The sequence below is a fragment of the Microbacterium hatanonis genome, assembly GCF_008017415.1.
Lineage (GTDB): Bacteria > Actinomycetota > Actinomycetes > Actinomycetales > Microbacteriaceae > Microbacterium > Microbacterium hatanonis.
Genome location: NZ_VRSV01000001.1, coordinates 1,306,961 through 1,331,381 on the forward strand (window position 1 = coordinate 1,306,961; position 24,421 = coordinate 1,331,381).

Below are 24,421 nucleotides of genomic sequence, written 5' to 3' on the forward strand. Positions count from 1 at the left end.
CCGTGCGCGTCTCCGAGGTGCTCCCCGCAACGGGGATCGCCCACGACCCCGCTACGCCGGAGGGGCGGGCGTGGCTGGAATCCGTCTACGCCCGCGACGACGCCTCCTACGTGCGGCTCAACATGATCACGAGCATCACCGGCGCCGCGGCAGGAGGCGACGGCACGAGCGAGACGCTCACCAGCCGCATCGATCGCGCGATCCTCGGCATCATCCGCGCGCATGCCGACGTGGTCGTGGTCGGGGCGGCTACCGTGCGGGCCGAGGGGTATCTGCTCCCCCGGTCGACGCGACTCGCAGTCGTCACTGTCTCGGGAGACCTCAGCGGTCACCGTTTCGAAGACGACGGTGCGTCGATCCTCCTCGTCTGTCCGGCCGGGAGAGCGGATGCGGTGCAGGAGCGCTCGGGTCTGACGGCCGCGGAGGTCGTGGCCGTGGACGGCGGCGATGACCTCCATCCGGCGGCGATCGTCTCCGCCCTCGCCCACCGAGGACACCCGCGCATCGTCTGCGAAGGCGGTCCCACCCTCGCCGGGCGCTTCGCGTCAGCGGGCGTGATCGACGAGTACTGCGTGACGATCGCACCGGTGCTCGAACCCGCGGAGCACCCTTTCCTTCCGCTGACCGCAGGGAGCGCGCCCCGCACGGAGCCGACGGGGATGCTCGTCGACGACGCGGCGTTCAGCTACTTCCGGCTGCGGGCTCGTTCGTGAGGCCCTGCCGGCGCAGCCACTCGGTGATCGTCCGCGTCCAGCGGTCCTGGTCGTAGTTCCAGAGCTTCGTGTGACGGGCCACCGAGAAGGTCTCGAGCTGCACGAGGTCGGGCCGGGCTGCTGCCAGACCGTGGGAGGCTTCCGACGGCACGAAGCCGTCGTCGTCGCTGTGCAGGATGAGGATCGGATGCGTCAGTTCGTCCGCTCGCGCGACTCCGTCGAGCCGGTCGAAGGGAATCGCATGCCCCGCGCGTGTCACCGGCGTCGCCCAATCTGAGCCGAGCGCGCCGATCGCGAGGTTCGTCACGGGCGTCGGGAGGCGCAGCATCCGTCCCTGGTAGTCGAGCACCACCCGCCAGTCCACAACGGGCGACTCGAGGATGAGGCCGACGAGCAGCTCTTGGTGCGGGGACGACAGCTCGACCTGCAGGGCGACGGCTCCACCCATCGACCAGCCCATGACGATCACCCTGCGGGCTCCCGCTCGGCGCGCGTAGCCGATGGCGGCGTCGACGTCGCGCCACTCGGTGGCGCCGAGGGCATAGGTTCCGGCCCGGCTGCGCGGCGCCTCGCCGTCGTTACGGTACGACACCAGGAGAGACGTGATGCCGAGTGCGCGGAAGACCGGGACGGCGCGCAGCGCCTCCGCGCGGGTCGTCCCGCGGCCGTGCACCTGCACGACCCAGACGTCGGTTTCGACCTCTGCCGGGAACACCCATGCCGGGCACGGACCGACCGAGCTGCCGATGAGCTCGCTCCGGTACGGGACGTGGAGCTCATCGGGGCTGTCGAAGTACCAGCCGCTGAAGGCGGCGTCCGGCGCGAGCTGCTCTCCCGCCCCGACGTGGGTGAGCAGTTTGCGGGTGACGGACGTGGCGTCGGACGACAGCACCTGACCGAGCTTCACGTAGGACTTCGAGCCCGTCGTGAACAGCCCGTATCGACCCGGAAGCTCGGTGTCGGGCGTGCGGGCCAGGGTCACGGTCTGCGCCGGTGCGTCGACCGCGACGATCCGGGTGTCGGGGAGGCGCGGAGCGGGAGTGACCACGCGACGAGCGACGCGGATCGCGATCGCTCCGACGGCCGTGACCACCGCTGCGGAGGCGATCGCGACGAGAGCGATGGAGGTGCGCAGGGCGCCGGCGTACTGTCGGGAGCCGCCATCGGGCGCGGCGTGCCTGGACGCGTTCATCTCGGCCTCACTCTAGTCTGTGCGGGTGACCGATGTTCGTCCTCCCGAGGCGTTGACGCCGTTCGCACGGGCGGTCGACGAACTTCGTTCGACCTCGTTCCGTGACGATCTGCTCGTGCGCGAGATCTCCGCTCCGACAGGACTCGCCCCCGAGGCCCTCGCGCTCGCGGCCGACGTGCGACCCGACGTCGAGGGCGTCGACTCGCCCTACGGGATCGGTCGGTTCATTCTTCTGCACGACCCCGAGGAGCCCGATCCGTGGGGTGCGCCCTGGCGGATCGTGTGCTTCGCCCAGGCGCCTCTCGAGCCCGAGATCGGATCGGACGCGCTTCTAGCCGACGTCGCCTGGTCGTGGCTGGTCGACGCTCTCTCATCGCGCGGTGCCCGGCACCACTCGGCGTCGGGAACGGCCACGAAGACCCTGTCCAAAGGATTCGGCTCGTTGGCGGCACAGGGAGATGGCGCGCAGATAGAGCTGCGCGCCTCCTGGTCGCCTGAAGGACCATTCGGACCACACGTGGAGGCGTGGGCCGAGCTCGTTTGCATGCTGGCAGGTCTCCCTCCGGGAACCGAGGGAATCGCCACGCTCGGAGCCCGGAGGGCAGCCCGTGACTGAATACGTCGTGATCGAAGACGACGCCGCTCTCGCCGATGCGGCCGAGGCGCTCGCCTCCGCCGACGGCCCCGTGGCCGTCGACGTGGAGCGAGCGTCCGGGTTCCGCTACTCCCAGCGTGCGTACCTCATCCAGGTCTTCCGCCGGGGAGCCGGGGTCTTCCTGTTCGACCCCGCCACGATCGCCGACTTCACCCTGTTGCAGGCTGCGATCGGCGACGCCGAATGGGTCTTTCACGCGGCGAGCCAGGATCTGCCGTCGCTGCGCGAGCGCTCGCTCGAGCCGTCGCGCATCTTCGACACCGAGCTCGCCGCCCGGATCCTCGGTCACGAGCGCGTCGGTCTCGGCGCGGTGGTGGAGTCGACGCTCGGCATCACGCTCGCCAAGGCGCACTCCGCGGCCGATTGGTCGACGCGCCCGCTTCCGCAGTCGTGGCTCGAGTACGCGGCCCTCGACGTCGAGCATCTGGTCGATGTGCGCGACGCGTTGGCCGACCAGCTCGTCGAGCAGGAGAAGACCGAGATCGCGGCGCAGGAGTTCGCCGCGGTGCTCGAGCGTCTGCCCAAGCCTCCGCGCGAGGATCCCTGGCGCCGGTTGAGCGGCCTGCACACCGTGCGCGGACGCCGTTCGCTGGCCGTGGCTCGCGCGCTGTGGCAGGCCAGGGAGGACTACGCCCGTGAACAGGACGTCTCCCCCGGTCGACTCGTGCCCGATCGCTCGCTCGTCGCGGCGGTGATCGCCGATCCCCCGTCGAAGCAGGCCCTCGCGGCATTGAAGGAGTTCAACGGACGGGCCAGTCGCACGCAGCTCGACCGCTGGTGGAACGCGATCCAGGAGGGGCGGGCGACCGAGGAGCTCCCGAGCGACCGCGTCCCGTCCGATGCGCTGCCGCCGCCGCGCGCGTGGGCTGATCGCAACCCGTCGGCCGACGCACGCCTGCGTGCGGCTCGCCCGGTCGTGGAGGAACGGGCTGAGCAGCTCGGCATGCCGACCGAGAACCTTCTGACCCCTGAGACTCTGCGGCGCGTCGCGTGGTCTCCCCCGGCGTCGCTCAACGCGGAATCGGTCGGCGCGATCCTCGCCGAGCACGGTGCGCGGCCATGGCAGATTGAGCAGACTGCACAGCTGATCGCCGATGCCTTTGTGGATTCCGTCAACGCCCCGGCCGAGGTCGCCGCCGACCCTTCGTAGGTTCGACCCAACCGATTCCGGGCGATTCGGCGCCCTCCCTAGGCTGGCGTCATCCCTAGTTTTGGAGGCAGAGTGGCCGAGCTCTCGGACGTCTTCTTCGTCGATGGAATGCGCACCCCTTTCGGGCGCGCGGGCGAAAAAGGAATGTACTGGAACACCCGCGCGGATGACCTGGTCGTGAAGGCGATCATCGGTCTGCTCGAGCGCAATGATGCGGTGCCGAAAGACAGGATCGACGACGTGGCGATCGCGGCCACGTCGCAGACCGGCGATCAGGGGCTCACCCTCGGCCGCACCGCGGCGATCCTCGCGGGGCTCCCGATGTCGGTTCCCGGTCTGGCGATCGACCGCATGTGCGCGGGCGCCATGACGAGCGTGACGACGATGGGCGCCTCCATCGGCTTCGGACAATACGATCTCGCCCTGGCCGGCGGCGTCGAGCACATGGGCCGTCACCCCATCGGGGCCAACGCCGACCCGAACCCGCGCTTCGTCGCGGAGCGCCTCGTCGACCCGGGTGCCCTCAACATGGGCGTCACGGCTGAGCGCATCCACGACCGCTTCCCACACCTCACGAAGGAACGTGCCGACCGCTTCGGCATGCTGAGCCAGCACAAGGCGCAGACCGCCTACGAGGCGGGCAAGTTCCAGCCCGACCTCGTCTCGGTGGCCGTGAAGGACGCCGAGGGTGCCTGGGGCCTCGCAACTGAGGACGAGGGGCGCCGTCCCGAGACCACGATGGAGGGTCTCGCTTCTCTCAAGACCCCTTTCCGTCCGCACGGTCGCGTGACCGCCGGCACCTCCTCGCCCCTCACCGACGGAGCGACCGTGAGCCTCCTCGCGGGCGGCGACGCGGTGAAGGAACTCGGCCTCACCCCGAAGATGCGCATGGTGTCGTTCGCGTTCGCCGGCGTCGAGCCCGAGATCATGGGCATCGGCCCCATCCCGGCGACCGAGAAGGCGCTCCGCAAGGCAGGGTTGTCCATCGACGACATCGGGCTCTTCGAGCTCAACGAGGCGTTCGCGATCCAGGTGATCTCGCTGCTCGACCACTTCGGCATCGCCGACGACGACCCTCGGGTGAACCCGTGGGGCGGTGCGATCGCGCTGGGGCACCCGCTCGCAGCATCCGGTGTGCGTCTCATGATCCAGCTCGCCGCGCACTTCGCCGAGCGACCCGACGTGCGGTACGGCCTCACCGCCATGTGCGTCGGGCTCGGTCAGGGCGGCACGGTGATCTGGGAGAACCCGCACTTCACCGGCAAGAAGCGCAAGGGAGGACGGGCATGACGAACTACGACGAGATCGACTTCGCTCCCCTCGACGCCCTCGCCGTGGACGAGGTGGTCACGCACTCGCGAGTGCGCGACGTTCGCCTGGCTTCGGGCAAGGTGCTGGCGCTCATCACGCTCGACAACGGTCGTGACCACACGCGACCGAACACCCTCGGGCCCGGCACGCTGAAGGAGCTCGGCGAGACGCTCACCGGGCTGAAGGCGCGCGCGGCCGCAGGCGAGATCGATGCCGTCGGCATCACCGGGAAGCAGTACATCCTCGCGGCCGGCGCTGATCTCTCGCAGGTCGCTCAGCTGCCGTCGAAGGACATCGCCCGCCTCATCGCCCAGCGCGGACACCAGGTGCTCGGGTCGCTCTCCGAGCTCGGCGTTCCTTCTTTCGCGTTCGTCAACGGCCTCGCGCTCGGCGGCGGCGTGGAGATCGCGCTGAACTCCACGTATCGCACGGTGGATGCCTCGGCCGCAGCGATCGCGCTGCCGGAGGTCTTCCTCGGGTTGATCCCGGGCTGGGGCGGCGCGTACCTGCTGCCGAACCTCATCGGCATCGAGAACGCCCTCGAGGTCGTCATCTCGAATCCGCTGAAGCAGAACCGCACCCTCAAGCCTCGTCAGGCCTTCGAGCTCGGGATGGTCGATGCCATCTTCCCCGCGTCGAACTACCTCGAGGATTCGCTCCGCTGGGCCGACGGCGTCCTGACCGGACGGGTGAAGGTCGATCGCAAGAACGAGCCGGGCAAGATCGAGCGACTGACCAAGTGGCCGATCGCGATCAAGATGGCGCGCGGGATGCTGGAGAGCCGCATCGGCACCGTTCCGCGCTCTCCGTACGTCGCCCTCGACCTCCTCGACAAGGCCAAGAGCGGCACGAAGGCCGAGGGCTTCACCCGCGAGGACGAAGCCCTCGCCGACCTCATCAGCGGCGATCAGTTCGTCGCATCGATGTATGCCTTCGATCTCATCCAGAAGCGCGCCAAGCGACCGGTCGGAGCACCCGACAAGTCGCTGGCCAAGAAGGTCGCCAAGGTCGGGATCATCGGGGCAGGCCTCATGGCCAGCCAGTTCGCGCTGCTCTTCGTGCGCAAGCTCCAGGTGCCGGTGCTCATCACCGACCTCGATCAGGCGCGCGTCGACAAGGGCCTCGCCTACATCCGTGACGAGATCGGCAAGCTCGAGGCGAAGGGACGGCTCGACGGCGACTCGGCGAACCGTCTGCGCGCTCTCGTGCACGGCACCACCGACAAGACCGAGTTCGCCGACTGCGACTTCGTCATCGAGGCGGTCTTCGAAGAGGTCGGAGTGAAGCAGCAGGTTTTCGCGGAGATCGAGCCGCTCATCGCGGACGACGCGATCCTCGCGACGAACACCTCGTCCCTGTCGGTGGAGGAGATCGGCGCGAAGCTGGCCCACCCTGAACGCCTGGTCGGGTTCCACTTCTTCAACCCGGTCGCCGTCATGCCGCTGATCGAGGTCGTGAAGACCCCGACGGTGACGGATGCTGCGCTGTCGACCGCGTTCGTCGTCGCGAAGAACCTCGGCAAGAACGCGATCCTCACCGCCGACGCACCCGGTTTCGTCGTGAACCGCCTGCTCGCCAAGGTCATGGGAGAAGCGGCGCGCGCCGTCTACGAGGGCACTCCGCTGCTGACCGTCGAGAAGGCGTTCGCGCCCCTCGGCCTCCCGATGACCCCGTTCCAGCTGATCGACCTCGTCGGCTGGAAGGTCGCCGCCCACGTGCAGGACACGATGGCGGGTGCGTTCCCCGACCGGTTCTTCGCGTCGGAGAACTTCCACCGCCTGGCGGAGCTGCCGGAGGTCGTCGAGAAGGACAAGAATGGCAAGGTGACGGGCTGGAGCAAGAGCGCCCAGAAGGTGCTCGAGACCGGTTCTGCCCCGGCGTCCGAGGCGACGATCCTGGCGCGTGTGCAGGACGGCCTCGCGCAGGAGATCAGGATCATGCTCGACGAGGGCGTCGTACCGGAGGTCGAAGACATCGATCTCGGTCTCATCCTGGGTGCCGCCTGGCCGTTCATCGACGGCGGCGCCTCCGCCTACCTCGATCGCGAGGGGGCGTCCGAACGCGCCTTCGGCGATACGTTCCACCACCCGCCGCTGCGCGGCGTGGGGAGCTGAGGCGCACCACGATCGACGGCCCGTCACCTGCTCGGTGGCGGGCCGTCGGCCATGCGGCCGGCGTCAGACGTGCAGGGTCGTGCCGCGCTGCGACTGCGCGCGCTGGATGGCCATCTGCTCGTCGAACTCCTCGCGCCAGTTCTCGCTGACGACGATCGCGTTGCGGGCTGCTTCCTCCGTCGACAGCTCCACGGGGAAGCCGAACGTGTCGTAGAGCACGAACAGCTCACGACCCGTCACCCCCGTTCGGGAGTACTGGTTGAGCTGCCGGAGGCCCTTCCGCAGCGTTCGACGGAACGCCTGCTCCTCCTTCTCCAGGATGCGTTGCACGTCGGCCGTGTGCTCGCCCACCTCGGGGAAGTGCTCCTCGTAGATGCCGGCGATTGTGGGGATGATCTGCGGGAAGAAGTTCTCCTCCAGGCCGAGGTCGAAGGCGAAACGGATCGCGCGCCGGATGAGCCTGCGCATCACGTAGCCCTGCGCCTTGTTGCTCGGGGTCACCCCGTCGACGGCGAGGAACGTCGCCCCCCGCAGGTGATCGGCGATGACCCGCATGGCACGGGTGTGCTCGTCGTACGTGCGTCCTGAGAGCTCCTGCAGCCGCTCGATGATCGGCCAGAGGAGTCCGATGCGGAAGACGTCGGGGCTGTCCATCGCGGCAGCGGCGATCCGCGCCAGCCCTCCGCCGTAGTCGACATTGCGGCGCGGAAGCGGGGCGAAACCCTCCTCCGTGCGCTGGTACTCCATGAACACCGAGTTGCCGAGTTCGATGAAACGCCCGCAGTCGCAGTTCTGGTGGCAGTGCTCTCCGAACGCCGGGTCATGCTCGATCTGGGGGAAGAGGTAGAAGATCTCCGTGTCGGGTCCGCCGGGTTCGCCGACGGGCATATCGGCGGCGCTGCCGCCTCGACACCACCAGTTCTTCTTGCTGTAGAAGGCGATCCGCGCTCCCCCGGTGCCGACCGCGGCCGCATGCTCTTCGGTGCCGAGGTCGACGTGGTCGGCGCGGATGCCCTGCTCTTCGAACAGCCGCGACCAGATACCCGCGGACTCTTCGTCCTTCGGGATCCCGTGGTCCGGATCTCCGCTGAAGCACGAGACGAAGATCCGGTCGGCCGACAGACCCACACGCTCGGTGAGAAATGCCCAGATCTGAGGGATCTGCTGCTGCTTGAAGTAGTCCCCCAAGCTCCAATTGCCGAGCATCTCGAAGAAGGTCGTGTGCCGGTTGTCGCCGACCTCCTCGATGTCCTGAACGCGGAGGCAGGTCTGGCTGTCGGCGAGCCGAGTGCCGGCGGGATGCCGCGCACCCAGCAGGTACGGAAGGAGGGGCTGCATGCCGCTCCCGGTGAAGAGGGTGGTCGGGTCGTCCCGCGGGATCAGCGGGGCACGTGGGATGACCGTGTGTCCTCGCTCCTCCATGTACTCGAGGAACGCGCGGCGGATCTCGTCAGCGGTCAATGTCATGGGTGGCACCCTTCGTTGGTCGTCCGTTCGATCGAGTCGGACAGCGTCGTCCGTACCTTCGGCGTCGTGTTGCCTCTCGCGCTTCTGCCCTCGCTGTGGATATGATCACGGTCTCGGGGGACGCGCACATGAGGCGCCCTGTCAGGTGCGAATCCTGAGTCCTCCACCACGATCGGCTCGGTCCTCGCGCACAGTCTGCCAGTGCGGCGTGCTGCGCGGCAGGTGCAATTTTGCACCTGGCGCAGATGCTCCGGGTGCGACGATGATGAGTTCACCCGTCGCGGCTCGCGCGATGGAGGCGGGAGAACGTGCATGGAGACGGTTCTGCTGAATGCACCGGACGGGATCTCCGCGCGGCTCGGATCCGATGCGCACGCCGAAGACCACGATCGCAAACGTCAGCTGGCCAGGGAGATCGTCGCAGCGAGGCTCCACGTCAGAGAGGACGACGTGCGGGTGGAGCGGGAGTCGCCCGCACAGTTCGGATACCACACCCGGCTGGTGGCGAGAGTGGCCGGAGCAGTGGTTCCCCTGGCGATCACCAGCGCCGCCGCCGGCTCGTCGACCGTCGTCGTGGTGGCCGACAGCGTCGTGCCGTTGGGAATCGACCTTCGCTCCGCGCGGCCCGCCGCCGACGAGCTCGAGCAGATGCGTCAGCACTCTCACCTGTTCCCCGGCGTCAGCCGCGATGCCCTCCTGACCCACTGGACGCGCGTCCAGGCCGTCCGGCACGCTGACGGGCGCGCACGCATACGGCCGGAGGAGGTCATGATCGACCCGGCTCTCGTGAGGGGGTGGGTCCCCGATCGACGGGTGCACTATCAGCTCGCCGATCTCTCTCACGGCAGCTGGACTGTCACCCTCGCCTACGGCGCACTCCCGGTCTGAGGACACGACGGATGACGACGCAGGCCACCGCGGGAACGACGGAGCTCGAGCGCGGCCTCAGCAACCGCCACATCCAGCTCATCGCGATCGGCGGCGCGATCGGCACCGGTCTCTTCCTCGGTTCCGGCATCGGGATCCATGCGTCCGGACCGTCCATCCTCCTGGTCTACGTCGTCGTCGGACTGATGCTGTTCGTCATGATGCGGGCGATGGGAGAGCTGCTGCTCTCCAATCTCGGGTACCGCACCTTTCAAGACTTCGCCGCCGACTATCTCGGGGACTGGGCGCGATTCTTCGTCGGGTGGACCTACTGGTTGTGCCTCCTCTCCATCGCAGCCGCCGACGTCGTGGGCATCCAGACGTATGCGAGATTCTGGTGGCCCGAGCTGCCCGGCTGGGTCCCCATGACGATCGCCGTGGTCTTCGTCCTCGGGCTCAATCTGGTCGCGGTGAGGGCGTTCGGAGAGGCGGAGTTCTGGTTCGCGCTCATCAAGGTCGTCACCATCCTCGTGCTGATCGTCGTCGGAGTCGTCCTGATCGTCATCGGGTTCACCTCGCCGAACGGCGACCAGGCCAGCGTGACTCATCTGTGGGACGAGGGCGGGTTCTTCCCGAACGGGTTCGTGGGCTTCCTCGGCGGCTTCCAGATCGCCATCTTCGCGTTCGCGGGGATCGAACTGGTCGGCACCACCGCGGCCGAGGCGAAAGACCCCGAGAAGAATCTGCCGAAGGCGATCAACCAGGTGCCGCTGCGCATCCTGTTCTTCTACGTGCTCGCCCTGGGTGTGATCGTCTGCGTGACGCCGTGGACCGAGGTCGACCCGTCCGAGAGCCCGTTCGTCGCGCTCTTCACCCTCGTAGGTTTCGCGGGTGCGGCCGGGGTCATCAACGCGGTCGTCATCAGCTCGGCGACATCCGCAGCCAACAGCGGCGTGTTCTCATCGAGCCGGATGGTCTACGGGTTGGCGACGACCCATCAGGCTCCGGCAGTCTTCTCCCGACTCACCCGTACGGCGGTGCCCGGATTCGCGCTCGTGCTCTCGTGCGTCATCGTGCTGGTGAGCGGCTCTATCGGCATGATCTTCGACGACGCGTTCCAGCTCATCACCACGGTGTCGTCCATACTCTTCCTCTTCGTCTGGTCGGTCATCCTGGTCGCGTACCTCGTCTATCGCCGCCGCCGCCCCGACCTCCACGCTTCCTCCACCTACCGGCTCCGGTGGGGTGTTCCGCTGTGCTGGCTGGTGCTGGCGTTCTTCGGTGCGATGGTCGTGATCCTCGCGCTCTTCGAGAGCACGCGGGTACCGCTGCTCTGGACGCCGCTGTGGTTCGTCATCCTGGGCGGCGTCTATCTCGTCGTGCGGCGCCGCGTCGCGCGGCCGAACCCGGAGCGGTGACCTATGTGGACCCAGTCGATCGATCCCACCGGGCAGCTCTGGCTCTCGGCTCTCGTCGCGGTCGTGCCGATCCTCGTCTTCCTGCTGTGTCTCGTGGTCTTCAAGCTCAAGGGGATCACGGCGGGAATCATCGCCGTCGTGCTCCAGGTGGTGATCGCGGCATGGCCGTTCGGGATGCCGGCGGAATCCATCGCCGGGGCGGGTCTCCTGGGCATCCTCACCGCCGTCTGGCCGATCGCGTACATCATCGTCGCCGCCGTATGGCTGTACAAGCTCGCCGTGGCCAGCGGCCGATTCGACGTCATCCGAGCGAGCATCTCGGGGATCTCCCCCGACCAGCGCATCCAGGTACTGCTGATCAGCTTCTCGTTCGGAGCCTTCCTCGAGGGGGCGGCGGGCTTCGGCGTGCCGATCGCGATCTGCGCGGCACTTCTCGTTCAGCTGGGTTTCGGCCCCGTGAAGGCGGCGATGCTCTCGCTCGTGGCGAATGTCGCTGCCGGCGCATACGGAGCCATCGGGATCCCGGTCATCATCGGCGCCCAGGTCGGTGAGGTCGGGTTGTCGGGGCTCACCCTCGACATGGTGCTGGTGCTTCAGCTGCTGACCTTCGCGGTGCCCTTCATTCTCGTCATGATCCTCGACGGGTGGCGCGGGGTGCGGGAGACATGGCCGGTGACGCTGGGTGTCAGCGCTGCGTACAGCGTCGTCCAAGCCGGCATCCTGATCTTCCTCGGCCCCGAGCTCGCCGACATCGTGCCGGGCCTGTTCGGAATGGTCGTCATCTTCGTGATCGGCCGGGTGTGGCAGCCCCAGCGCATCTACCGCGAGGACGGCGGTGACGTGCCTGCCGTCGACAAGCACGACTTCGGCGAGGTGGTCGTGGCGTGGAGCCCGTTCTACATCCTCACCGCGGTGATCTTCGTCTGGAGCATCCCGTGGTTCAAGTCGCTCTTCGCTGCGGACGGGCCGCTCTCATGGCTCGTGTTCAGCGTGCCGATCCCCGGGGTGACGGGAGCCATCGTGCCCGCGGGGTCGGACGCCCCGGTCGCTACAGCCTGGGCGTTCACCCCGGTGAATGCGACCGGAACCGCGATCCTGGTGGCGGTGCTGATCACGTTCTGGACGACCCCGCAGCTGCGTACCCGTGATCTCTGGGCTCAGCTGGCGGCGACCGTTCGAGACCTGTGGCGACCGGTGATCCTCATCGCCTTGATCCTGGTCGTCGCCAACATCGCGAACTTCTCGGGAGGCTCGGCGAGCATCGGCAACGCCCTGGCGGCCGTCGGGCTCCTCTTCCCGCTCTTCGCGCCCATCATCGGATGGTTCGGAGTGTTCATCACCGGGTCGGTCGTGAACAACAACACCCTCTTCGCGCACCTGCAGTCGGTGACGGCCCAGCAGATCGGCGTCGATCCGACCCTGCTGGTGGCTGCGAACACTGCGGGCGGCACCGTCGCGAAGGTCGTGTCACCCCAGTCGATCGCCATCGCCGCGGGAGCGGTGGGCTTGACGGGCCGCGAGGGCGAGATCCTGCGCGCTTCCATCAAGTACAGCCTCGGGATGCTCGTCTTCGTCTGCGTCTGGGTCTTCCTGCTCTCGCTCGTGATGCCACACGCGAGCTGAATCCCTCCCCGCCTCAGGGAGCCGAGAGGCCGAGCACGGGGTAGAGAACCCGGAACCCCTCGTCGAGGCCGCCGGTGATGGCGGAGACGAGGTGGTCGGCGCCGGGGACCACGTAAGACGTGACAGACATCCCGGCCTGCTGCGCCGCCGCGGCGACGGTCTGGGATGCGGCGACGAAGCCGGGGTCCTCGCTTCCCGCGGTGAAGACCGCGGTCGTTCCCGCGTAGGTGCCCGGCGAGGCTGAGCTCATGATGTTGACGGGCTTCGACGCGTCGAAGGCGGCCTGGTCGCCGCCGTAGATCGTGGCGAGCACGCCGGACACGTCCTCGGACCCGGGGAACTCCTCCCCCGACACATCGATGATGTTGGAGAACATCTCCGGGTAGGCGGCGCCGTACTTTATCGCGCAGCCGCCTCCGTTGGAGTATCCGGCGATGACCCAGTAGCGGGGGTCGTCGATGATCTTCAGATTGGCGCGGGCCCAGGCGGTGACGTCCTTCGTGATGTACGTCTCGGCCGCGCCGTACGCCGCGGAGTCGGCGCACGCGGGATCCTGGCTGCTCCCGGTGCCCCCGATCTGATCCGCGACGATGACGATCGGGGCGAGGCCGTCATGGTCGGCGGCGTACTGGTCGAGCACGCCGGCGATGAACGACACGTCGGGGTTGCCGGGATAGCCCATCATCATGATCACGAGAGGCAGTGCAGGAGCATCGGGGGCCAGCGCGGCAGGTGGGAGGTAGATCCCGGCGGGACGGGCGACGAACCCCGACTGCGTACCGGGGATGTTCTGCGTTCCCTGCTGCCCGGCCGCCGCCAGATCCTCGGGGGCCCTCCACGTCGTGTAGATGGGCTGCGCGGGCGCGGCGGTGGAGCCACCCGTCTGGGGAACGTCGATGGGCGCGTCGACGACGACCCCCAGCAGGGATCCGAGTGTCGGGTTGAGTCCGTAGTAGGCGTTCACACCGATGACGCCGCTCACGAGGAACCAGACCACGGCCACCCCGGCGACGACGCGCCGCCAGGGCCGGGAGCGAGGAAAGGACGCGACCCCCAGACCGACGGCTGCGAAGCATCCGGCCGCCCAGAACCCCACGGTGAGGGGCAGGTCGGTGCCGAAGGCCTCGACGGCATTCGCCACCAGGAAGAGGACCAGTCCTGCCGCGGCACCGCCGACGAGGCCGATCGACGCCCGCGCCCACCAGCCGTCGCCGACGGGGCGAGCGAGCAGGACGATCGCGAGGACGACAACGCCGCCGTAGACCAGCCACATGGCCGGTGAGTCGATGATCGGCAATCTCAGAAGTGCGTCCACCGGGTTCTCCTTCGTGGTGATCAGGCACCCGCGGGGGTGCAGCCCGGCGGCTCCGAGTTGCCGCTGATGGCGAAGTCCTCACAGGTGAGGAAACGGGACTGGTTCACCCCGAGGAGGAACGAACCGCCGACGACGGCGACGACGACGAACGCGATGCTGACCTTCGCGCGGCGGGGAGTCTCGCCGCCGAGGTCCGGCCAGGTGATCTGAACGAGCACCCAGAGCGTGAACGGGAGGCCGACGAGTACGACGAAGATCCCCATGAGTGCCAGCAACCCCGCTGCGAGATCGGTGCTCTGGTCGTCGACGATGAAGTTCAGCAGCAGCCAGAAAGACGGCACCAGGAGCACGAAGGCTCTGAGCAGCTTCTGCCCGACGCGGCGGTGCTCGACCAGCACGAACACGAACCCGGCCGTCGATGCGGCCCACACGGCGAGGATGTCGTCGAAGAAGACCTCGTGCCACGCACCCAGGGTGAACGCGGGCCACCACACGATCACCGCCATCCCGACCATGACGACGCCGATCGGCACGTCGCGCCGGCGACGTTCCGACTCGCGAGACGGAGGGTTGACGGGGTCACTCACAGTCGCACGTTATTCGCCCGGGCGGCTTCGGGGAAGACGAGGATGCGAGAACCTCGTCCCCGCGCACGTATCGGGGGCGACTCATCGAATCGCTGGACGGAAAGCCTGTGCGGATCGCCGGCGTCTCCATATCCTGAGAAACATGAGCGAGTCGCAGAAGACCGGCGGAGCCGAGGTCGCGAAGGAGCCCGACCGCTCTCCCGTGCCCCGCGTGATCAGGGTCGTCTCCCGCATCCCGGCCACCGCGTCGTTGGTGGTGCTCGTCCTGGCGGCGGGGATCGCGTCGCAGGGTCTGTGGACGGCGGCGTCAGCGCAGGCGTGGTGGCCGGCCGTCGCCTACGGCCTCCCGTCGCTCCAGGAAGGGCGGTGGTGGACGCCGGTCACGGGCACGTTCTTCGTCGTCGACCCGTGGGCCTACGTGCCGACCATGATCGCGTTCTTCTGGGTGGGGCTGCTGGAGTGGCAGCGGGGAACGCGGGTGACACTGCTGTACTTCGTGGGTGGTCAGCTGTTCGCCGTCCTCGCGACCACGGCGTTCCTCGCCCTCGCGGGCATGCTGGCGTGGCCATGGGCGGTGACCCTCGCGGGCACGCTGGATGCCGGGCCGTCGGGCGGGACGATGGCCTGTTTCGCGGCGTGCGTCGGGTTGTTCGCGTCGCCGTGGCGACAGCGGGCGTGGATCGTCGTGTTCGGCTACGTCGTGATCGGCGTGCTGTTCTTCGGCACGCTCGCCGATCTCGAGCATGCGTTCGCAGTCGTCCTGGTCCTGGCGATCGACCGCTCGTTCCGCATCAGGCTCGCGAGCACTCGGGAGCGCCGGTTCCTCGCCTTCGCCATCAGCCTCGCACTCGGCGTCGTGCAGCTGATCACCCTGGTGATCCCGACGAACGGTCCTTTCGGACCGACCGCGGCCCTGGACGGATCGTGGATCGAGGTCGCCGTCGACGTCGTGGTGATCCTCCTCGTGTCGAACGGACTCCGTCGCGGACGGCGATGGGCGTGGACGCTGTCGGTCATCTGGGCGAGCGTCAACGTGCTCGTCGCCGGACTGTACGTGGTGCTCGCGGTCGCTTTCCCCGCCGATGCGCCTCTGGAGTGGGGCGACACGGATGTGTCCATCGCGACCTCGGTGCTGTGGCTCCTGTTCTTCGCCTACCTTCTCGCCACTCGGAGCGCGTTCGGCACGCGCAGGCGCCGTCAACTCGGGGTCGAGCGCGGCACGCGCTCGCCCGACCCGGCGACGGCCGACGATGCTCGTGAGCTCATCGAGACCCACGGCGGCGGCACTCTCTCGTGGATGTCGACGTGGGAGGGGATGGACTACTTCCGCACGTCGGATCGACTCGTGCCGTACCAGAAGCATGCCGGTGTCGTCGTCGCTCTCGCCGATCCCCTCGGGCCGCCCGAGGCCGCGCGGACGAGCGTTGCGGAATTCATCCATGCTGCGGAGCGCTCGGCCCTCATCCCGTGCTTCTTCAGCGCCAGCCAGGTCGTGCGCGACGTGCTCCCCACCGGATGGCGGTCGCTCGTCATCGCCGACGACACGATCGTCGATCTCCCGGGGCTGGCCTTCACGGGGAAGCCGTGGGCGCACGTGCGCACCGCGCTCAACAAGGCCGATCGCGAGGGCATCACCTTCCGGATGACCACCCTCGCCGCCGAGACATGGGGCATCCGCCAGCAACTCCGAGCGATCTCCGAATCGTGGGTGGGAGACAAAGGACTGCCTGAGATGCGTTTCACGCTGGGCACGCTGCAGGAGGCGGAGGCGTCCGAAGTGCGACTCGCCCTGGCGATCTCGGCGCAGGGCGATGTCGACGGATTCCTCAGCTGGCTCCCCGTCTACGGTCCCGCGGGCGAGCACCGCGGGTGGACGCTCGACCTCATGCGGCGGCGCGACGGCGGGTTCGCCGGAGTCATGGAGTTCTTGATCGGGTCGTCGGCACGCGTGTTCGCCGAGGAGGGCGCGCAGATCCTGTCGCTGTCGGGGGCGCCCCTCGCGCACGAGGTCGGTGAAGACGAAGGGCGCATCGCCCAGATGCTCGAACAGCTCAGCAGCATCCTCGAACCGGTGTACGGATTCCGGTCCCTGCATCGCTTCAAGCAGAAGTTCAACCCGCGCTACGAGCCCATCTATCTGCTCTACCGGGACGAGGGAGACCTCGCGCGCATCGGTCCGGCTCTCGTGAGGGCGTTCCTCCCCGATGCCACGCTCCGGCAGTACGCGGGCGCCGGCATTGACATGCTGCGAGGGAGCTGACCCTCAGTCGCGCGAGTCGTGCCGCTGAGCGTCTTCCGGGAGCCAGAGCGTCTGCTGGTCACTGGGACGGGCGATGGGGATGCGGGTACCGAGCACCTGCGACACCACGTCCTGTGCGATCTTCGCCGCCGTGAGACCGGCGTCTTCGAGGATCTGTTCGCGGGTGGCGTGCGGGATGAACTCGTCGGGCAGCCCCAGCTCGTCGACGGCCGTATCGACCCCGGCCTCGCGGAGCACCTGACGCACGCGCGTTCCGACGCCGCCTACACGGATGCCGTCTTCGATCGTGATGACGAGTCGATGGCTGCGCGCGAGTTCGACGATCGACGGCTGCACGGGGATGACCCATCGCGGGTCGACGACGGTGGCGCCGATCCCCTGTGCCTCGAGGCGCTCCGCCACCTCCGTGGCGAGATGCACCATGGGTCCGATGCCCACGATGAGGACGTCGTGCGTCGCGGCGCGGGAGATCACGTCGACTCCGTCGGCGAGCCGCTCGATGGCCGGGAGATCGGCGGCCGCCGATCCCTTGGGGTAGCGCACGACGGTCGGCGCGTCCGAGACCGCGACCGCCTCGCGGAGCTCCTCGCTGAGGCGGACGGCATCGCGCGGCGCCGCGATGCGGATGTTCGGCACGAGCTGCAGCATCGCGAGATCCCAGATGCCGTGGTGGCTCGGTCCGTCCGGGCCGGTGACGCCCGCGCGGTCGAGTGCGAAGGTGACGCCGGCTCGGTGCAGCGCGACATCCATCAGCACCTGGTCGAAGGCGCGATTCATGAAGGTGGCGTACATGGCGACGACGGGGTGCAGTCCGCCGAAGGCGAGACCCGCGGCTGACGCGACGGCGTGCTGTTCGGCGATGCCGACGTCGTAGGTGCGCTCGGGGAACCGCTCGGCGAACAGCTGCAGGCCGGTCGGACGCAGCATCGCCGCGGTGACGGCGATGATGTCGTCCCGCTCCGCGCCGATCGCGACCAGCTCGCGTGCGAAGACGTCGGTCCATCCGTCGCCGGTGGCGCTCGCGAGGGGTTCGCCGGTGATCGGATCGATCTTGCCCACCGCATGGAACTGGTCGGCCTCATCGCTGCGGGCGGGCGCGTATCCGCGGCCCTTGTCGGTGATCGCGTGGACGATGACGGGCGCGCCGTACGACTTCGCGAGGGTGAGGGTCTCGAGCAGTGTCTCGAGATCGTGTCCGTCGACGGGGCCGAGGTACTTGATGTCGAGGTTGGAGTAGAGGGCCTCGTTGTTCGTGAACCGCGAGAGGAACCCGTGCGTCGCACCGCGCACACCGCGGTAGACCGCGCGGGTGGCCGGGCCGAGCGCCCGGAAGAGCGAGTCGGAGCTCCGGTGGAGAGTGCGGTACGCGTCGGCGGTGCGGACGCGATTGAGATAGCGGGCCATACCGCCGATGGTCGGTGCGTAGGAGCGTCCGTTGTCGTTGACGACGATCACGAGATTGCGATCGTTGTCGTCCGAGATGTTGTTGAGCGCCTCCCACGTCATTCCGCCCGTGAGAGCACCGTCGCCGACCACGGCCACGACGTGCCGATCGCGGCGTCCGGTACGGGTGAGAGCGCGAGACACCCCGTCGGCCCAACTGAGCGAGCTCGACGCATGAGAGGACTCCACGACGTCGTGGATGCTCTCGGAGCGCTGCGGATACCCGGCGAGCCCCTCGCGGGAGCGCAGGGCCGAGAAGTCCTGCCGCCCGGTCAGCAGCTTGTGCACGTAGGACTGATGCCCGGTGTCGAAGATGATCGGATCCTGGGGCGAGTCGAAGATCTTGTGGATCGCGATGGTCAGTTCGACCACGCCGAGGTTCGGCCCGAGGTGGCCACCGGTGCGGGAGACGTTCTCGATGAGGAACTCGCGCACCTCGCCGGCCAGCTGCTCGAGCTGCGGCAGGTCGAGCGCATCGAGGTCACGCGGCCCCGTGATCGTCGGCAGAACAGCCATCGGACTCCTTTCGTCGTCGATCCCGAGGATCGACGGGCGACCAGCAGACAGTCTAATCCGGGCTCCCCCGGCAGCCGGCGGAGGCGCGTCCGGTTGACAGGCGGGGTGGAGCACGCTCGCAGGCACGGCGAAAGGGCCCCGACCGAGGTCGAGGGCCCTTCACGGTGGTTCGTCGGTCAGACCAGCGAACGCAGCACGTACTGCAGGATGCCGCCGTTGCGGTAGTAGTCCGCCTCGCCGGGGGTGTCGATGCGCACGGTGGCGTCGAAGGTCACCGTCTGCTTGCCGTCGGCCGAGAACTCGCTCGGCTCTGCGGTCACCTTCACCGTCTTGGGGGTGACGCCCTCGTTGAGCTGTTCGAGACCCTCGATCGAGACGATCTCGGTGCCGTCGAGGCCGAGCGACTCCCAGCTCTGTCCGGCCGGGAACTGCAGCGGCACGACGCCCATTCCGATGAGGTTCGAGCGGTGGATGCGCTCGAAGCTCTCGGTGATGACGGCCTTCACGCCCAGGAGGCTCGTGCCCTTCGCCGCCCAGTCGCGGGACGATCCGGAGCCGTACTCCTTGCCGCCGAAGACGACGAGCGGCGTGCCCTGCTCCGCGTAGTGCTGGCAGGCGTCGTAGATGAACGACTGCGGTCCCTCAGGCTGGGTGAAGTCGCGGGTGTAGCCGCCCTCGACCACCGCGCCGTCGTTGACAGCGCTGACCAACTGGTTCTTCAGTCGGATGTTCGCGAACGTGCCGCGGATCATGATCTCGTGGTTGCCGCGACGCGAGCCGTAGGAGTTGAAGTCCTTGCGGTCGACGCCGTGCTCCACGAGGTACTGACCGGCGGGGCTGTCGGCCTTGATGTTGCCGGCGGGGCTGATGTGGTCGGTCGTCACCGAGTCGCCGAGCGTCGCCATGACGCGGGCACCCGAGATGTCGCGGACCGGGGTCAGCTCCATGGTCATGCCCTCGAAGTACGGGGGCTTGCGGACGTAGGTGGACTCGTCGTTCCACTCGAACACGTCGCCGGTCGGGGTGGGCAGGTTCTTCCAGCGGTCGTCGCCCTCGAAGACGGTCGCGTACTGACGGGTGAACATCTCCTCGTTGATCGACGAGTCGATCGTGGACTGCACCTCCGCAGCATCCGGCCAGATGTCCTTGAGGAAGACGTCGTTGCCGTCGGTGTCCTTGCCGAGCGCGTCGGTCTCGAAGTCGAAGTTCATCGACCCGGCGAGCGAGTAGGCGATCACGAGCGGCGGGCTCGCGAGGTAGTTCATCTTCACGTCGGGGTTGATGCGACCCTCGAAGTTGCGGTTGCCCGAGAGCACGGCGGTGACGGCCAGGTCGTTCTCGTTGATCGCGGTCGAGACCTCTTCGATCAGGGGGCCGGAGTTTCCGATGCACGTCGTGCAGCCGTAGCCGACGGTGTAGAAGCCGAGGTCCTCGAGATCCTGCGTGAGGCCCGCCTTCTCGTAGTAGTCGGTGACGACCTTCGAGCCGGGTGCCAGCGTGGTCTTGACCCACGGCTTGGCCTTGAGGCCCTTCTTGACCGCGTTGCGGGCGAGCAGGCCCGCGGCGAGCATCACCGACGGGTTCGACGTGTTCGTGCACGACGTGATCGCCGCGATCGTGACCGCGCCGTGGTCGAGCACGAACGACTCGCCGTCGGCCAGCGTCACCGGCGACGGCTTCGACGCCGACTTCGGCGAGTGGCTGTGGTGGTGGTGCTGGTGATCGTTGTGCTCGTCCTCGGGAGTGTTCGACGGCGGATCGGATGCCGGGAACGACTCGGATCCTTCGAGGTCGACCAGATCGTGGGAGACCTGCGCGTAGTTGATGAGGTCGCTCTCGAACTGCTGCTTCGCGTGCGTCAGCTCGATGCGGTCCTGCGGGCGCTTCGGGCCGGCGATCGAGGGGACGACCGTGGACAGGTCGAGCTCCATGTACTCGCTGAATACCGGCTCCACCGAGGCGTCGTGCCAGAGGTGCTGCTCCTTGGCGTAGGCCTCGACGAGTGCGAGCGACTGCTCGCTGCGCCCGGTGAGGCGCAGATAGTCGATCGTCACGCTGTCGATGGGGAACATCGCCGCCGTGGATCCGAACTCGGGGCTCATGTTTCCGATGGTCGCGCGGTTGGCCAGCGGCACCGAGGCCACGCCCTCGCCGTAGAACTCCACGAACTTCCCGACGACCCCGTGCTTGCGCAGGAGGTCGGTGATGGTGAGCACGACGTCGGTGGCCGTGACGCCGGTCGGGATGGCGCCCGTCAGCTTGAAGCCGACGACCTTGGGGATGAGCATCGAGACGGGCTGCCCGAGCATCGCGGCCTCGGCCTCGATACCACCGACGCCCCAGCCGAGCACGCCCAGGCCGTTGACCATCGTGGTGTGCGAGTCGGTGCCGACGCAGGTGTCGGGGTAGGCGCGCAGCACTCCGTCGAACGAGCGGTCGTAGGTGACCTTCGCGAGGTGCTCGATGTTGACCTGGTGCACGATGCCGGTGCCCGGGGGGACGACCTTGAAGTCGTCGAACGCGGTCTGGCCCCAGCGGAGGAACTGGTACCGCTCGCCGTTGCGCTCGTACTCGATCTCGACGTTGCGCTCGAGGGCGTTCTCGCTGCCGAACAGGTCGGCGATCACGGAGTGGTCGATGACCATCTCTGCGGGCGAGAGCGGGTTGATCCGCGACGGGTCGCCGCCCAGGGCCGCCATCGCCTCGCGCATCGTCGCGAGGTCGACGATGCAGGGCACGCCGGTGAAGTCCTGCATCACGACGCGGGCGGGAGAGAACTGGATCTCGGTGTCGGGCTCTGCCGCGGCATCCCAGGATCCGAGCGCCTCGATCTGCTCCTTCGTCACGTTGGCGCCGTCTTCGGTGCGCAGGAGGTTCTCCAGCAGCACCTTGAGGCTGAACGGGAGCTTCTCGTAACCGGGGACGGTGTCGATGCGGAAGATCTCGTAGTCGGTGCTGCCGACTGTCAGGGTGCTCTTGGCACCGAAGCTGTCAACCGTGGACACGTGCGTCTCCTTCGTCGGCGGTGCGCGGGCGTTACCCGCACGAACCATCTTCTCCAGGTCGCTCACGACCGGCTAGCAAGGTGGACCTAACCGTGGCGCGTGGGGAATTTATCTTGATGTCGAGATAAATATATCAGGAACCGGTCGCGCGGGTCTTGACATACAGCGCTCGCACGGCGAGCAACGTGACCGCCACGAGCGGAGCGAACAGCGGCAGTCCCATGGCGATCTTGAGCGTTCCGAGCAGGGCCACAGCGCTCTCGCGGTTCGCCGGGTCGAGCGACGTCAGGTAGATCGGCAGCTGCACCGCCAGGCGGGCGAAGAACAGTGCGGCCCACGCGAGCGTCAACCAGAAGAAGGTGCGGCGCTTCCGTCGGTCGTTCCGCCAGGCGACGCCCTCCGCCATGAGGTACCCGGCGGCCAATCCGATGATCGGCCAGCCGACGAGGGCCGAGACGAGCATCGCGAGTCCGTACCCGGCGTTCGTGAGAAGCCCCGGTACGAAGTTGTCGGAGGGGTTGCCGGTGATCAGCGCGAGAGCGGCGGCGGCGCCGGCAGCGACGAGGCCGCCGATCGCGGCCGAGGGCGGAGATTTCTGCACGAGGCGGACGATGGTGAACACGACCGCGATGCCGACCGATGCGATCAGTGCGGGGATCAGCTGCTGCGTCGTGGTGAACACCACGACGAACAACAAACTCGGCAGAACCGACTCGAAGATGCCCCGCCATCCCCCCATCGCGGACCAGACCGCGGCGCCGGTCGAGGTGTGCTTCGCGGGGTCGAGCCCCGCCCGACGCGCCGCTTCGCCCAGCGCAGAACTCAGAGCCTCCGACGCGGAGGGCGGCTCGAGGCTCGTCGGCTTGCTCTCGTCTGGCGTCGGCGCGTCGGTCACGGCGTGCCGGGGGTCGCGGGCATCCGCAGGGGAATGAGGTCTCGCGGCGGCATCGGGGCGCTCCCGCGCACGACCACGATCGATCGGAAGAGGTCCTCGACCTGGGCTGCTGCCTGCACGTCGCTCGTGGCCGCGCCGCCGATCACCCCGCGCAGGAACCACCGGGGACCGTCGACGCCGACGAACCGAGCCAGCCGCATGCCCGCTCCGGCGCCCTCCGCCTGGACGGGGACCTCGGCGAGGAGTTCGGGACCGAGGGGGCCTTCGCGCTCCTCGACTCGACCGCCCTGCTGTCGCACCTGCCCTCGGATCTGCTCGCGCGTCTCCTCCCAGAGACCGGCGGTGCGCGGAGCCGCGAACGGCTGCACCTGCAGAGTCGAATCCGCGTAGTCGAGACCGACCGCCACGATGCGCTTGGTCTGCTCCTCGACCTCGAGGCGGAGGTTCAGTCCCTCGCGCGGGAGGATCTTGATCCCGCCGAGATCGATGTAGGGCCGAACGGGGTTCGCCTCCGACTCGTCGAAGGGCCCTTCGACGCTGCGGTCGCCCAGAGGTGACTGATCGGGCGTCTCGCCCGTGGACACATCGCTCATGCCGTGCCTTCTTCCCGCGTCTGATATCCGGTGGACCCGAAGCCGCCGCTCCCGCGGACGCTGTCGGGCAGTTCATCGACCGGCACGAACGTCGCCCGGTGCACGGGCATGACGATGAGCTGCGCGATCCGGTCGCCCGAGGCGACGTCGTACCGCGTGGTCGTGTCGGTGTTGAGAAGGGCGACCTTGATCTCGCCGCGGTAGCCGGCGTCGATCGTGCCGGGGGCGTTGACGATCGTGATGCCGTGCTTGGCCGCGAGACCGCTCCGCGGGACCACGAAACCGACGTACCCGTCGGGGAGCGCGATGCTCACACCGGTCGCGACGAGCGCTCTCTCGCCGGGTGCCAACGACACCGGTTCGGCCGCCCTCAGGTCGGCGCCGGCGTCACCGGGATGTGCGTACACCGGAGGTTCGGCCGCGATAATGGGGACGTCCACGGTTTCGGTCACCCCACGAGGGTAATGCAGGCAAGAGGGTGCAGCATGCGTGAACGTCCCGCATATCGTGAGCGGCTCAGTCCGTCGCTCTGGGTCCTGGTGGCGGCCGCCGTCTGCGCTCCGATGGCGGCGCTCGTCTTCGCCCCGGTCGATACGACGCTGGCACTCGTCGTGGGAGTCGTGGTCGGGGTGGCGATCGTCGTCGCCTTCGTGCTGCTCTCCCCCGTGATCGAGATCGACGGAGGCGTGCTGCGCGCCGGCAAGGCGCACATCGACGTCGCTCTTCTGGGCGATCCCGTGCCGACCGAGGGTCTCGAGGCGAGGGCCGCACGCGGCGCTGGACTCGACCCGCGTTCGTGGATGCTCATCCGCGGGGGGATCGACGGTGTCGTGACCATCCCCGTCACCGATCCCGACGATCCCACTCCCGTATGGGTCGTTTCTACTCGGACGCCCGACCGCCTCGCGGCCGGCGTCCGTCGTGCTCAGCTCAGGCAGCGCACTCCACGCAGATGAAGCCGGGGCCGTCTTCGTGGTCGATCTGCGAGCGGTGCTTCACGAGGAAGCAGCTCATGCAGGTGAATTCGTCTTCCTGAGGGGGCAGCACGACGACGTCGAGCTCGAGATCGGAAAGGTCTGCGCCCGGGAGTTCGAAGCCGGAGGGGTTGTCGGAATCCTCGACATCCACCGACCCCGACATCTTGTCGGGGACGCGCTCCTTGAGGGCCTCGATCGACTCGCTGTCGTCCTCGGTCTTGCGGGGTGCGTCGTAATCGGTGGCCATGCGTGAACGTCTCTACTTCCGGTGATGCGGGATGTGTCGCCCGAACGGGCGGCCACAGTTTGCATGAACGGCG

At 68.1% G+C, this 24,421-nt stretch carries 20 protein-coding genes; 10 read left to right on the forward strand and 10 right to left on the reverse strand.

The genetic code is table 11. From position 1 onward, the window contains the following. The first annotated feature begins 2 nt into the window (after positions 1-2). Positions 3-713 carry a dihydrofolate reductase family protein gene (locus FVP77_RS06310; protein ID WP_246133996.1) on the forward strand — a complete coding sequence of 237 codons (711 nt, stop codon included), beginning with the start codon at positions 3-5 and terminating at the stop codon, positions 711-713. Here the strand turns inward: FVP77_RS06310 and FVP77_RS06315 are convergent. Beyond that, complete coding sequence (locus FVP77_RS06315) at positions 682-1,905, reverse strand: alpha/beta hydrolase family protein (protein ID WP_147893727.1); 1,224 nt, start codon at positions 1,903-1,905, stop codon at positions 682-684. The genes FVP77_RS06310 and FVP77_RS06315 overlap by 32 nt on opposite strands. Positions 1,906-1,930: 25 nt before the next feature. On the opposite strand from FVP77_RS06315, the gene FVP77_RS06320 reads away from it, so the two are divergent. The 4 genes from FVP77_RS06320 (at position 1,931) to FVP77_RS06335 (ending at position 7,135) form a co-directional block, all read left to right on the forward strand. Next, positions 1,931-2,521 carry a DUF3000 family protein gene (locus FVP77_RS06320; RefSeq protein ID WP_147893728.1) on the forward strand — a complete coding sequence of 197 codons (591 nt, stop codon included), beginning with the start codon at positions 1,931-1,933 and terminating at the stop codon, positions 2,519-2,521. Continuing rightward, on the forward strand, positions 2,514-3,710 hold the full coding sequence (locus FVP77_RS06325; protein WP_147893729.1) for an HRDC domain-containing protein: 1,197 nt from the start codon (positions 2,514-2,516) through the stop codon (positions 3,708-3,710). The genes FVP77_RS06320 and FVP77_RS06325 overlap by 8 nt, the downstream gene beginning before the upstream one ends. Before the next feature lie 72 nt (positions 3,711-3,782). After that, positions 3,783-5,000, forward strand: coding sequence for a thiolase family protein (locus FVP77_RS06330; RefSeq protein ID WP_147893730.1), 1,218 nt, complete (start codon positions 3,783-3,785; stop codon positions 4,998-5,000). After that, positions 4,997-7,135 (forward strand): 3-hydroxyacyl-CoA dehydrogenase NAD-binding domain-containing protein, encoded by a 2,139-nt coding sequence (locus FVP77_RS06335; RefSeq protein ID WP_147893731.1) that lies wholly within the window; start codon positions 4,997-4,999, stop codon positions 7,133-7,135. The genes FVP77_RS06330 and FVP77_RS06335 overlap by 4 nt, the downstream gene beginning before the upstream one ends. Before the next feature lie 63 nt (positions 7,136-7,198). Here FVP77_RS06335 and FVP77_RS06340 read toward each other — a convergent pair whose 3' ends face one another. Continuing rightward, positions 7,199-8,602, reverse strand: coding sequence for an alanine--tRNA ligase-related protein (locus FVP77_RS06340; protein ID WP_222707697.1), 1,404 nt, complete (start codon positions 8,600-8,602; stop codon positions 7,199-7,201). A 312-nt stretch (positions 8,603-8,914) separates the two neighbouring features. On the opposite strand from FVP77_RS06340, the gene FVP77_RS06345 reads away from it, so the two are divergent. Genes FVP77_RS06345 through FVP77_RS06355 form a run of 3 tightly spaced genes read left to right on the forward strand, consistent with a single transcriptional unit; the run spans position 8,915 to position 12,510 of the window. Continuing rightward, a complete protein-coding gene (locus FVP77_RS06345) occupies positions 8,915-9,490 on the forward strand; it encodes a hypothetical protein (protein WP_147893732.1) in 576 nt (191 codons plus the stop codon). Positions 9,491-9,501: 11 nt separating this feature from the next. Beyond that, the gene (locus FVP77_RS06350) at positions 9,502-10,887 is read left to right on the forward strand and encodes an amino acid permease (protein ID WP_147893733.1); all 1,386 of its coding nucleotides are present in this window, start codon (positions 9,502-9,504) and stop codon (positions 10,885-10,887) included. Positions 10,888-10,890: 3 nt separating this feature from the next. Beyond that, positions 10,891-12,510 carry an L-lactate permease gene (locus tag FVP77_RS06355; protein WP_147893734.1) on the forward strand — a complete coding sequence of 540 codons (1,620 nt, stop codon included), beginning with the start codon at positions 10,891-10,893 and terminating at the stop codon, positions 12,508-12,510. A 13-nt stretch (positions 12,511-12,523) separates the two neighbouring features. Here FVP77_RS06355 and FVP77_RS06360 read toward each other — a convergent pair whose 3' ends face one another. Continuing rightward, positions 12,524-13,825 carry an alpha/beta hydrolase gene (locus tag FVP77_RS06360; protein ID WP_147893735.1) on the reverse strand — a complete coding sequence of 434 codons (1,302 nt, stop codon included), beginning with the start codon at positions 13,823-13,825 and terminating at the stop codon, positions 12,524-12,526. A gap of 20 nt (positions 13,826-13,845) precedes the next feature. Then, complete coding sequence (locus FVP77_RS06365; RefSeq protein ID WP_246133997.1) at positions 13,846-14,412, reverse strand: hypothetical protein; 567 nt, start codon at positions 14,410-14,412, stop codon at positions 13,846-13,848. A 142-nt stretch (positions 14,413-14,554) separates the two neighbouring features. Here FVP77_RS06365 and FVP77_RS06370 point away from each other — a divergent pair, with 142 nt between their 5' ends. After that, positions 14,555-16,672 carry a bifunctional lysylphosphatidylglycerol flippase/synthetase MprF gene (locus FVP77_RS06370; RefSeq protein ID WP_147893736.1) on the forward strand — a complete coding sequence of 706 codons (2,118 nt, stop codon included), beginning with the start codon at positions 14,555-14,557 and terminating at the stop codon, positions 16,670-16,672. Positions 16,673-16,675: 3 nt separating this feature from the next. On the opposite strand, the gene dxs is transcribed toward FVP77_RS06370, so the two are convergent. The 5 genes from dxs to dut form a co-directional block, all read right to left on the reverse strand. Further along, positions 16,676-18,631 carry a 1-deoxy-D-xylulose-5-phosphate synthase gene (gene dxs / locus FVP77_RS06375; RefSeq protein ID WP_147893737.1) on the reverse strand — a complete coding sequence of 652 codons (1,956 nt, stop codon included), beginning with the start codon at positions 18,629-18,631 and terminating at the stop codon, positions 16,676-16,678. 176 nt (positions 18,632-18,807) lie between these two features. Continuing rightward, a complete protein-coding gene (acnA, locus tag FVP77_RS06380; protein WP_147893738.1) occupies positions 18,808-21,636 on the reverse strand; it encodes an aconitate hydratase AcnA in 2,829 nt (942 codons plus the stop codon). 133 nt (positions 21,637-21,769) lie between these two features. Then, complete coding sequence (locus tag FVP77_RS06385) at positions 21,770-22,531, reverse strand: DUF3159 domain-containing protein (RefSeq protein WP_147893739.1); 762 nt, start codon at positions 22,529-22,531, stop codon at positions 21,770-21,772. Beyond that, complete coding sequence (locus FVP77_RS06390) at positions 22,528-23,124, reverse strand: DUF3710 domain-containing protein (RefSeq protein ID WP_147893740.1); 597 nt, start codon at positions 23,122-23,124, stop codon at positions 22,528-22,530. Before FVP77_RS06390 ends, FVP77_RS06385 begins: the two co-directional genes overlap by 4 nt. Then, positions 23,121-23,576: a dUTP diphosphatase gene (dut, locus tag FVP77_RS06395; RefSeq protein ID WP_187266836.1), complete on the reverse strand. Its 456-nt coding sequence runs from the start codon at positions 23,574-23,576 to the stop codon at positions 23,121-23,123. Before dut ends, FVP77_RS06390 begins: the two co-directional genes overlap by 4 nt. 33 nt (positions 23,577-23,609) lie before the next feature. Here dut and FVP77_RS06400 point away from each other — a divergent pair, with 33 nt between their 5' ends. Continuing rightward, entirely contained in the window at positions 23,610-24,080 is a 471-nt protein-coding gene (locus FVP77_RS06400; protein ID WP_246133998.1) for a DUF3093 domain-containing protein, read from the forward strand. On the opposite strand, the gene FVP77_RS06405 is transcribed toward FVP77_RS06400, so the two are convergent. After that, positions 24,055-24,348, reverse strand: a complete 294-nt coding sequence (locus tag FVP77_RS06405) for a DUF4193 domain-containing protein (protein WP_147893742.1) — start codon at positions 24,346-24,348, stop codon at positions 24,055-24,057. The genes FVP77_RS06400 and FVP77_RS06405 overlap by 26 nt on opposite strands. Positions 24,349-24,421 lie beyond the last annotated feature (73 nt).